The following is a 9,865-nucleotide window of genomic DNA, read 5'->3' as shown; positions in this document are numbered from 1 at the left end:
CGTAGTTCCTTGACCTCGCGCTCCAGCGCCTTCAGGCGCTCTCGTTCGTCGCTTGACAGGCCTTCGCGCTGCCCCTTACCAACCTCGTCGCGCTTCACCCAATCCAACAGCGTCTGCGGCACGCAGCCTATCTTCGGCGCGATGGACTCGACCGCTGCCCACAATGACGGGTACTCACCACGGTGTTCCTGCACCATGCGCACGGCCCGCTCGCGCATCTCTGGGGAAAATTTGTTTGTCTTCGTCATGACACCATTCTCTCAAGAATTGGTGCCTCCTCAAAATCCGGGGCGATTCAGTCAGACGAAGATAGTAAACACCGAAACGATTGCGATAAAGATGGGGCAGCTTGTGCATGTGACTGGCTCACAAACCGGCTCACCGCACGGACAAAAGCAAAAGCCGCAGACCCGTGAAGGAATGCGGCTTTGCGGTGATGCTGGTGGCGAATCAGGGACTCGAACCCCGGACCCGCGGATTATGATTCCGTTGCTCTAACCAACTGAGCTAATTCGCCAGAAGCAGAATTATGCCGAGTCCCCAATGCCCTGTCAAGTCCCTTTTTGGGGACGATCAAGATCGCGCATCTTCTCCCGCGCACCCGGCCGCAAATCCCCGCAGCCTGGCCCGCGCCAGAACCGCCCCGTGGTCAATCCTCCGCGTAGATATCCCGATCCTTCGTCTCTTTGACGAACAGCATCCCGATGATGAAGGTCGCGACCGCTACCACAATCGGATACCACAGCCCCGAATAGATATTGCCGTTCGCGGCCACGATCGCGAAGGCGGTCGCCGGCAGGAAGCCGCCGAACCAGCCATTGCCGATGTGATAGGGCAGCGACATCGACGTATAGCGGATCCGCGTCGGAAACATCTCCACCAGCATCGCCGCGATCGGTCCATACACCATCGCGACATAGATCACCAGGATCGCGAGAATGACCACGGTCATCGGTTTGTTGATCTGTGCCGGGTCGGCCTTGAGCGGATAACCGTCGGCCTGCAGCGTGGTTCCCATGCGCTGCTCGAATGCCGCCGCCGTCGTTTTCGCGTCGGGCCTGCGCGCATCGTAGGCGGTGATCGTTTCATCGCCGATGCGGATCTGCGCGGGCATGCCGATCGGCCCGGCGACATTCCGATAGTTGAATCCGGCCTTCGACAGATAACTCTTCGCGACGTCGCAGGAAGACGTGAATTTCGACGTGCCCACCGGATTGAACTGGAACGAGCATTCGGCCGGGTCGGCGGTGACGGTGATCGGCGCACGCGCCTGCGCGGACTCGAGCGCGGGGTTCGCGTAATGCGTCAGCGCATGGAACAGCGGGAAGTAGGTCAGCGCGGCGATCAGGCAACCCGCCATGATGATGGGCTTGCGGCCGATGCGATCCGACAGGGAGCCGAAGATGACGAAGAACGGCGTGCCGATCAACAGGCCCAGCGCCATCAGGATGTTCGCCGTCGTGCCGTCGACTTTCAGCGTCTGCGTGAGGAAGAACAGCGCGTAGAACTGCCCCGTGTACCAGACCACGGCCTGCCCGGCGGTGATGCCGATCAGCGCGAGGATGACGATCTTCAGGTTCTTCCACTCGCCGAACGATTCGCGCAGCGGCGCCTTCGACGCCTTGCCTTCGTCCTTCATCTTCTGGAAGGCCGGCGATTCGTGCAGTTGCAGGCGGATCCAGACCGAGATCGCCAGCAGCAGGATCGACACCAGGAAGGGAACGCGCCAGCCCCATGCGGCGAAGGCGGTCTCGCCCACGGCGGTGCGCACGCCCAGGATGACGAGCAGGGACAGAAACAGCCCCAGGGTCGCGGTGGTCTGGATCCACGACGTGTAGGCGCCACGACGGTTCGCCGGCGCATGTTCGGCGACATAGGTGGCCGCGCCGCCGTACTCGCCGCCGAGCGCGAGACCCTGCAGCAGGCGCATCAGGATGAAGAGGACCGGGGCGGCGATTCCCATCGTCGCATAGCCCGGCAGCAGGCCGACGAAGAAGGTCGACGCGCCCATGATGAGGATCGTGACGAGAAAGGTGTATTTGCGTCCGACCAGATCGCCCAGACGGCCGAACACCAGGGCGCCGAAGGGCCGCACCGCGAAGCCGGCGGCGAAGCTGAGCAGCGTGAAGATGAAGCCGGCCGTCGGGTTGACGCCGGAGAAAAAGCTCTTGCTGATGAAGACGGCGAGCGAGCCCGCCAGATAGAAGTCGTACCACTCGAAGACCGTGCCGAGCGACGACGCGAAAATGACGCGCCGCTCCGCTCCGGTCATCGGCGCGTGTGAAACCTGCGTGCCCATGACAGCCATGTTTTGTCTCCTGCTTATTGGAATCATTGTGTGCGGATCGCGTTCCGGCCGGAACACGTCCGTGCAGCCATTATTGGCGTCGAAACTTACCGCTCGCTGACGCCGGGCGGCAGTGCGATCGCTGCCGGATCGGGCGGGGAGACGGGCAGCACGAGCCGGATCAGCGTGCCCGGGGACAGGGGATCTGCGGGGCACGCCGGTGTATCGATGGTCATGGATCCGCCATGCAGCGCGACGGTCTCGTCGACGATGGCCAGCCCCAGCCCGCTGCCGTCGCCTTCGCGCCCGAGAATCCGGTAGAACCGTTCCCGCACCTTGGCGCGTTCGCCCGCGGGAATGCCGGGGCCGGTGTCCTCGACCTCGATCACGACCGCCGGGAACAGGCGCGCGGTGGCGTGCACGCCGCTTTCGTGCGCGTCCCCGCGCGCGGCGTCGGCGTGGACGCGCACGGTGATGCGGCCGCCCGCGGACGTATAGCGAATCGCGTTGTCGACCAGATTGGCCAGCATTTCGCGCAGCATCACGGGCTGGGCGCGCATGACGCGGCCCGGGGGCGTGCCCGGCTCGGCGTCCTGTCCCTCGTAGCCCAGGTCCATGCGCTTGTCGAGCGCCCAGGGTGCCCAGTCCCGGACGACCTCGCGCGCCAACCGGTCGATATCCACCGCCTGCATGTCGTGCGCGGCCCCGTCGTTCTCGGCGCGGGCCAACGCCAGCAACTGCGTGACGAGACGGGCGGCCTGGCGCGAACCGCTGGCCATCTGTTCGAGGGAATGCCGTACGTCCGCGCCCATTGGCTGGCGCAAGGCCAGCTCGGCCTGCATGCGCAACCCCGCGAGGGGCGTCTTCATCTGGTGCGCGGCCTGCGCGATGAAGCGTTTCTGAACGAGCGCGTTCTCGTCGAGCCGGGCCAGCAGGGTGTTGAACGCCGCGAGGAGCGGTGCGATTTCGAGTGGCGCCTGCGCGGTCTCCAGCGGCGAGCGGTCGTGCGGGCGCCGTTCGCGGATGCGCTTTTGCAGGGTGTGCAGCGGCGCCAGCCCGCGTGAAAGCCCGAGCCAGACCAGCATGACCACCAGCGGCAGGATCACGAGCTGGGGCAGGAGGACGCCCTTGAGGATGTCGTTCGCGAGGTCCGCGCGTTTGTGCCGCGTCTCCGCGACCTGCACGAGCGCGAGGCGGACGTCGGCGCCGAGGGCGGGGTTGGCGTCGGCGAGCGCGACATGGGTATAGGCGATACGCCACACCTGCCCATCGAGGGTGGCGTCGCGAAAGCGAATGACGCCCGGCTGCGGCGGGTCGGGCGGCAGGGGGAGCGTCGCGCTGCCTTCCAGCAGGCGGGCGTCGGGTGCGCGCACCTGGAACAGCCGGATGTCTTCCGGATCGTGCAGCAGCCAGTCGCGCAGGGCGACGCTCAGCTGCAGGGTTGCGGCGCCGCGCGTGTCGATCTGACGGGCGAGGGCGTAGGCATGGTTGCCGAGCGCATGGTCGAACGGGGCGCTCGCGATCGCCTGCGCGACCAGATAGGTAACCGCGAAGCTCACCGGCCAAAGCAGTACCAGCGGGGCGAGCATCCAGCGAAGGATTTCACCGAACAGGGAGCGCGCGTCCGGGCCGGGCGGGGGCGCCGTCGTGACGGCCGCGTCGACCGGCAATTCGGGCGGTGCCGACGGGTTCATCGATGCGAGTCGGCGCGGTCGGTGCGACGGGGGGCGGCAGTCCCGGCAGTCCCGGCAGTCCCGGCGGGCGGCGCGTGATCGGGGGGAGGGAGCGTGGGACGATCCAGGCAATAGCCGATGCCGCGCACCGTCGTTACGCGGATGCCGCCGGGTTCGATTTTCTTGCGCAGGCGGTGCATATAGACTTCGATCGCATTGGTGCTGACTTCCTCGCCCCACGCGCACAGGTGATCGACCAGCTGTTCTTTCGAGACGAGGCGCCCGACGCGTTGCAGCAGCACTTCCAGCAATTCCAGTTCGCGGGCGGACAGATCGAGCGCGCGGTCGCCGAGCGTGGCGGTCCGGCCGACCTGATCGAAGCAGAGGGCGCCGTGGCGGATGATCGCCGCGCCGCCGCTCGCGCCGCGTCGCGTCAATGCACGGATGCGCGCCTCCAGTTCGGACAGCGCGAACGGCTTGGCCATATAGTCGTCCGCTCCCAGGTCGAGACCGGTGACGCGGGCCTCGATGCTGTCGGCGGCGGTCAGGATCAGCACCGGAACGGCCGTGCCCCGGCCGCGCAGGCGCCGCAGGACATCGAGACCGGACAGCTTCGGCAAACCGAGGTCGAGGATCAGCAGATCGTAGGTCTGCAGGGCGAGCGCACTGTCCGCCGCGCTGCCGTTGTCCACGCGATCCACCGCGTAACCCGTCTGGCGGAGGGAACGGATCAGGCCGTCGGCGAGTATGCTGTCATCCTCGGCAATGAGAATTCGCATCGGACATCCCTGTTGCCCTGCGCCCAACGCTGCAATGCCGGGCCGTCTCCGGGGTGTGCAAGAAAAGTAGCGGATTTACTTGCCACGCACACTGTTTTTTTATACAGTACTGTTTATATCGACGCTTGCAGGGAATGCCATGTTTTCGGCGCCCCACGCGGCCCCATCATAGCAAAGGACGATTCATGGAAGATAGCAAGAAAGGCCCGAGCGGAATGACTGCCGAGAAAGGCAAGGCGCTCTCGGCTGCGCTGGCCCAGATCGAAAAGCAGTTCGGCAAAGGGTCGATCATGCGGATGGGCGACAACGACAAGTTCGACGATATCCAGGTGGTGTCGACGGGCTCGCTCGGGCTCGACATCGCGCTGGGCGTCGGGGGCTTGCCGCGTGGTCGCGTCGTCGAGATCTATGGTCCGGAATCGTCGGGCAAGACCACGCTGACCCTGCAGGTCATCGCCGAGATGCAGAAGTCGGGAGGAACGTGCGCGTTCATCGACGCCGAGCACGCGCTCGACGTCCAGTACGCGAGCAAGCTGGGCGTCAAGGTGTCCGATCTGCTGATTTCGCAGCCGGACACGGGCGAGCAGGCGCTCGAAATCACCGATGCGCTGGTGCGCTCGAACTCGATCGACCTGATCGTCATCGACTCGGTCGCGGCGCTGGTGCCGAAGGCCGAAATCGAAGGCGAAATGGGCGACTCGCTGCCGGGTCTCCAGGCACGGTTGATGTCGCAGGCGCTGCGCAAGTTGACCGCCCTGATCCAGCGCGCGAACTGCACGGTGATCTTCATCAATCAGATCCGGATGAAGATCGGTGTGATGTTCGGCAGCCCCGAGACGACCACGGGCGGCAACGCGCTGAAGTTCTACGCCTCGGTCCGGCTGGATATCCGCCGCATTGGCTCGATCAAGAAGAATGACGAGGTGGTAGGTTCCGAAACGCGCGTCAAGGTGGTGAAGAACAAGGTCGCGCCGCCGTTCCGCGAGACGATCTTCGACATCCTGTACGGGGAGGGGATTTCCCGCGAAGGCGAAATCATCGACCTGGGCGTCCAGCACAAGATCGTCGAGAAGGCGGGTGCGTGGTACAGCTACAAGGGTGACCGTGTCGGTCAGGGCAAGGACAACGCACGGGAATTCCTGCGCGAGAATCCGGCCATCGCGCGCGAGATCGAAAACCGCGTGCGCGAGACCCTTGGCATCGCGGCGATGCCGTCGACTCCGGGCGCGGCACCGGCCGCACCCGCGGCGGCGGAAGAGCCGGGCAGCGACGACTGAGCAGCACGAACGTACGCGTCGCGGGGAGGCCCGTCCGGCAATGATGTCTGACAGCTCAAACCCTTGGCTGGCTTTCCCGACCGGCGCGTTGCCCGTCGTGTTGTTGACGGGATTTTCGGATGGCATGCCGCCATGAGTGGTAACCGTCCTTTCGGGCGTCCTTCGGGACGCCCTTTTAGCAAGCGGTCGTCGTTCGATGATGATGACGACGAGCCGTTCGAATCCGATCCGCGTGAGGCGGAAGCCGCCCGGCTGCGCGAACGGACTGCGTCCGAGGGCGTGAAAGCCAGACCCAGGCCGGGTGCCGAATCGGACTCCGAGCCTGGCTCCGAAGCGGGCTCCGAAGCAGAAAGCCTCTCCTACAGTCGCAACACGCGTCGCGCGTGGGGCGGCGGCGGTGGCCGCCGCGTTTCCCCGCGGGAAGAACGGCGTGCCGACCCATCCGTCGCTGAATCGGGCGGCGCCGTTCCGGCAGGCCTTCCATCGGCGGTGGCGGGCGCCGACGGCGCGCATACGACCACGCGTTCGCCACGACGCTCGGAACGGCAGGCCGCACGCGACGCGGCATTGGGTTTCAAACGCAGCCTGCGCGGCCGGGCACTGGGCTATCTATCCCGCCGCGAACACAGCCGCAGTGAGCTGGCGCGCAAGCTCGCGCCTTTCGTCGAGGAAAGCGACGGCGAGCAGGCCGTCGAACGGTTGCTCGATGCGCTCGCGCGGGAAGGCTGGCTCTCCGACAATCGTTTCGCCGAGAGCGTCGTCAACCGGCGCGCGGCGCGTTTCGGTGCCGCGCGTATCGTCGGTGAGCTGAAGCGGCACAAGCTCGATGGTGAACTCGTACAGGAACTGGGTGCGACGCTCCGGGAAACCGAATGGACGCGCATCCAGGACGTCTGGCGCAAGAAATTCGGCAGTCTCGCCACCACGCCCCAGGAGCGCGCGAAGCAGGCACGCTTTCTCGCCGCGCGCGGTTTCTCGCGCGACCTGATCATGCGGATCCTGAAAGTGGGCAACGACGCGTTGCCCGAGGAAGAGTAGGGCCGCGCTGCACGCCACCCGGATTCAGCGGCGGTTTGCCGCAGAGGCGGCGCGCGTGACCTATGTCAAAATTCGATTCTCGTCGAAGTTGTGAAATACAGGTCCAGTCCATCGGCCAGTATCGTCACGCCCGGATCCGGAAAATCCCTATGCTAGAATAGAGTTCTTCTGAACCCGGCGCCTGCCTTCGCATGCCGTTTTATATTCCTGTTGCAAGAATGCCACGCCATGGCCGGGGGGTCGCTACCGCCCAGGGCCGTCGCTCGCGAGAAAAAGCGCGCGGCGTGGCGGCATTTCCGACAGGTCCCGGATGCGCGATCCCCACGCCGCTGCCGTTCAGCCTTTCACCGTCGCCTTGTTGCGTGGCGCCGGTCGATCCAGGCACATCATCATCTGATTCACCATCCTCTTCGCGATGTGATGCAGGTCGGGCAGGCGCCTCTGGCGCCGGTCACGCGCCGTCCTTCGCGAACGCTTTTCAATTCCACTCTCAGACGGAAGGAAATCTCGCATGAAGATCCACGAGTATCAGGGGAAGGACATCCTGCGCAAGTTCGGGGTCGCCGTGCCGCGCGGCACGGCTGTCTTTAGCGTCGACGAAGCGGTCAAGGCCGCCGAGGAACTGGGCGGCCCGGTATGGGTGGTCAAGGCGCAGATTCATGCAGGCGGCCGCGGCAAGGGTGGCGGCGTGAAGGTCGCGAAGTCGATCGATCAGGTCCGCGAATACGCCGGCCAGATCCTCGGCATGCAACTGATCACGCATCAGACCAGCGAGGCAGGCCAGAAGGTCAGCCGCCTGCTGATCGAGGAAGGCGCCGACATCAAGAAGGAACTGTATATCGGCCTCGTCGTCGACCGCGTCACGCAGCGCGTGGTCGTCATGGCGTCGAGCGAAGGCGGCATGGAAATCGAGGAAGTCTCGGAAAAGACCCCGGAACTGATTCACAAGGTTGCCGTCGACCCGGTCTTGGGGTTGACCGATGCCGACGCCGACGACCTGTCGAAGAAAATCGGCATTCCCGACGGCTCGATCTCGCAGGCGCGCGCGATTCTCAAGGGCCTGTATCAGGCATTCTGGCAAACCGATGCATCGCTGGCGGAAATCAACCCGCTGGTGATCACCGGCAGCGGCGACGTGATCGCACTCGACGCGAAGTTCAATTTCGATTCGAACGCGCTGTTCCGTCATCCGGAGATCGTCGAGTACCGCGATCTGGCCGAAGAGGACGCCGCCGAGATCGAGGCATCGAAGTTCGACCTCGCCTACATTTCGCTCGACGGCAATATCGGCTGCCTGGTGAACGGCGCCGGTCTCGCGATGGCGACGATGGACACGATCAAGCTGTTCGGCGGCGAGCCGGCGAACTTCCTCGACGTGGGCGGCGGCGCGACGACGGAGAAGGTCACCGAAGCGTTCAAGATCATGTTGAAGAACCCGGAACTGCAGGCGATTCTGGTCAACATCTTCGGCGGCATCATGCGTTGCGACGTGATTGCCGAAGGCGTGATCGCGGCATCGAAGGCAGTGTCCCTGAAAGTGCCGCTGGTCGTGCGGATGAAAGGCACGAACGAGGAACTCGGCAAGAAGCTGCTGGCCGAATCGGGTCTGCCGATCATCGCCGCGGACAGCATGGAAGAAGCGGCCCAGAAGGTCGTGGACGCCGCCAAGGGCAAGTAACGGGTATCGGCGGGCCCTGACAGGTACCCACGTGCGTCGCCAGGCGCCGGAGGGTGCGCTCGGAGGCTCCCGAACGCCTGTCACTGCTCCTGAGCACCGGATCGAAAAACGTTGCCGACATCCCGCGCCCGGGCATGCGCTGCGCGAAACGCGCGCGCCCCGGGGGAGGGATGCATACACAGACAGAGGTCAAGCATGTCGATTCTGATCAATAAAGATACAAAGGTCATCACCCAGGGCATCACCGGCAAGACCGGTCAGTTCCATACGCGCACCTGCCGCGAATACGCGAACGGCCGCGAAGCCTACGTCGCGGGCGTCAACCCGAAGCGCGCGGGCGAGGACTTCGAAGGCATTCCGATCTTCGGCAATGTCCGCGAGGCGAAAGAGCAGACCGGCGCCACGGTGTCGGTCATCTACGTGCCGCCCGCGGGCGCTGCCGCCGCGATCTGGGAGGCCGTCGAGGCCGATCTGGATCTGGCGATCTGCATCACCGAAGGCATTCCGGTACGCGACATGATGGAAGTGCGCGACCGCATGCGCCGCGAGAATCGCAAGACGCTGCTACTCGGGCCGAACTGCCCGGGCGTCATCACGCCCGATGAGTTGAAGATCGGCATCATGCCGGGGCATATTCACCGCAAGGGCCGGATTGGCGTCGTGTCGCGCTCCGGCACGCTGACGTACGAGGCGGTCGGGCAACTCACGGCGCTGGGCCTGGGTCAGTCGTCGGCGGTGGGTATCGGCGGCGACCCGGTCAACGGTCTGAAGCACATCGACGTGCTGCGCCTGTTCAACGACGATCCCGACACCGATGCCGTGGTCATGATCGGCGAGATCGGCGGCTCGGACGAAGAGGAAGCGGCGGAGTGGGCGAAGGCCAATATGAAGAAGCCGGTCGTCGGTTTCATCGCCGGCGTGACCGCGCCTCCGGGAAAGCGCATGGGCCATGCCGGCGCGATCATCTCCGGCGGCAAGGGTACGGCCGACGAGAAGCTGGCGGTGATGGAAGCCTGCGGCATCAAGGTCACGCGCAACCCGTCGGAAATGGGTCGTCTGCTCAAGTCGGTGCTGTAAGGGAATGCCGGAATAGCGGGACGGGGCCACGATGCCGCCGAAAATGGCGTGTCGCC

General features: G+C 65.0%; 8 protein-coding genes and 1 tRNA gene. 4 read left to right on the top strand and 5 right to left on the bottom strand.

Translation table 11 applies throughout. The features are described from left to right. From OVY01_RS16060 to OVY01_RS16040, 5 genes are all read right to left on the bottom strand, one after another. Window positions 1-248, bottom strand: a 248-nt coding sequence (locus OVY01_RS16060; RefSeq protein WP_267848568.1) for a transposase, incomplete at its 3' end; no start/stop codon positions are given. A 192-nt stretch (window positions 249-440) separates the two neighbouring features. After that, window positions 441-517 (bottom strand) — tRNA-Met (locus OVY01_RS16055). A gap of 132 nt (window positions 518-649) precedes the next feature. Next, window positions 650-2,308, bottom strand: coding sequence for an MFS transporter (locus tag OVY01_RS16050; RefSeq protein WP_267848567.1), 1,659 nt, complete (start codon window positions 2,306-2,308; stop codon window positions 650-652). An 86-nt stretch (window positions 2,309-2,394) separates the two neighbouring features. Beyond that, window positions 2,395-3,981, bottom strand: coding sequence for a sensor histidine kinase (locus OVY01_RS16045; protein WP_267848566.1), 1,587 nt, complete (start codon window positions 3,979-3,981; stop codon window positions 2,395-2,397). Further along, on the bottom strand, window positions 3,978-4,739 hold the full coding sequence (locus tag OVY01_RS16040) for a response regulator (RefSeq protein WP_267848565.1): 762 nt from the start codon (window positions 4,737-4,739) through the stop codon (window positions 3,978-3,980). Before OVY01_RS16040 ends, OVY01_RS16045 begins: the two co-directional genes overlap by 4 nt. A gap of 185 nt (window positions 4,740-4,924) precedes the next feature. On the opposite strand from OVY01_RS16040, the gene recA reads away from it, so the two are divergent. The 4 genes from recA (at window position 4,925) to sucD (ending at window position 9,809) form a co-directional block, all read left to right on the top strand. After that, complete coding sequence (gene recA / locus OVY01_RS16035) at window positions 4,925-6,016, top strand: recombinase RecA (RefSeq protein WP_284700904.1); 1,092 nt, start codon at window positions 4,925-4,927, stop codon at window positions 6,014-6,016. Window positions 6,017-6,505: 489 nt separating this feature from the next. Further along, window positions 6,506-7,054 (top strand): recombination regulator RecX, encoded by a 549-nt coding sequence (recX, locus tag OVY01_RS16030; protein ID WP_432422259.1) that lies wholly within the window; start codon window positions 6,506-6,508, stop codon window positions 7,052-7,054. Window positions 7,055-7,565: 511 nt separating this feature from the next. Then, window positions 7,566-8,732 carry an ADP-forming succinate--CoA ligase subunit beta gene (sucC, locus tag OVY01_RS16025; RefSeq protein ID WP_267848564.1) on the top strand — a complete coding sequence of 389 codons (1,167 nt, stop codon included), beginning with the start codon at window positions 7,566-7,568 and terminating at the stop codon, window positions 8,730-8,732. A 195-nt stretch (window positions 8,733-8,927) separates the two neighbouring features. Beyond that, window positions 8,928-9,809: a succinate--CoA ligase subunit alpha gene (gene sucD / locus OVY01_RS16020; RefSeq protein WP_267848563.1), complete on the top strand. Its 882-nt coding sequence runs from the start codon at window positions 8,928-8,930 to the stop codon at window positions 9,807-9,809. Window positions 9,810-9,865 lie beyond the last annotated feature (56 nt).

It is taken from the genome of Robbsia betulipollinis, from assembly GCF_026624755.1.
Lineage (GTDB): Bacteria > Pseudomonadota > Gammaproteobacteria > Burkholderiales > Burkholderiaceae > Robbsia > Robbsia betulipollinis.
This window is presented reverse-complemented; position numbering and strand designations above follow the sequence as displayed.

Bases quoted from the DNA above. Each gene is read 5' to 3' on its own strand.
- sucC (WP_267848564.1), top strand. From the start codon at position 7,566: ATGAAGATCCACGAGTATCAGGGGAAGGACATCCTGCGCAAGTTCGGG.
- sucD (WP_267848563.1), top strand. From the start codon at position 8,928: ATGTCGATTCTGATCAATAAAGATACAAAGGTCATCACCCAGGGCATC.
- recA (WP_284700904.1), top strand. From the start codon at position 4,925: ATGGAAGATAGCAAGAAAGGCCCGAGCGGAATGACTGCCGAGAAAGGC.
- OVY01_RS16040 (WP_267848565.1), bottom strand. From the start codon at position 4,739: ATGCGAATTCTCATTGCCGAGGATGACAGCATACTCGCCGACGGCCTG.
- OVY01_RS16050 (WP_267848567.1), bottom strand. From the start codon at position 2,308: ATGGCTGTCATGGGCACGCAGGTTTCACACGCGCCGATGACCGGAGCG.
- OVY01_RS16045 (WP_267848566.1), bottom strand. From the start codon at position 3,981: ATGAACCCGTCGGCACCGCCCGAATTGCCGGTCGACGCGGCCGTCACG.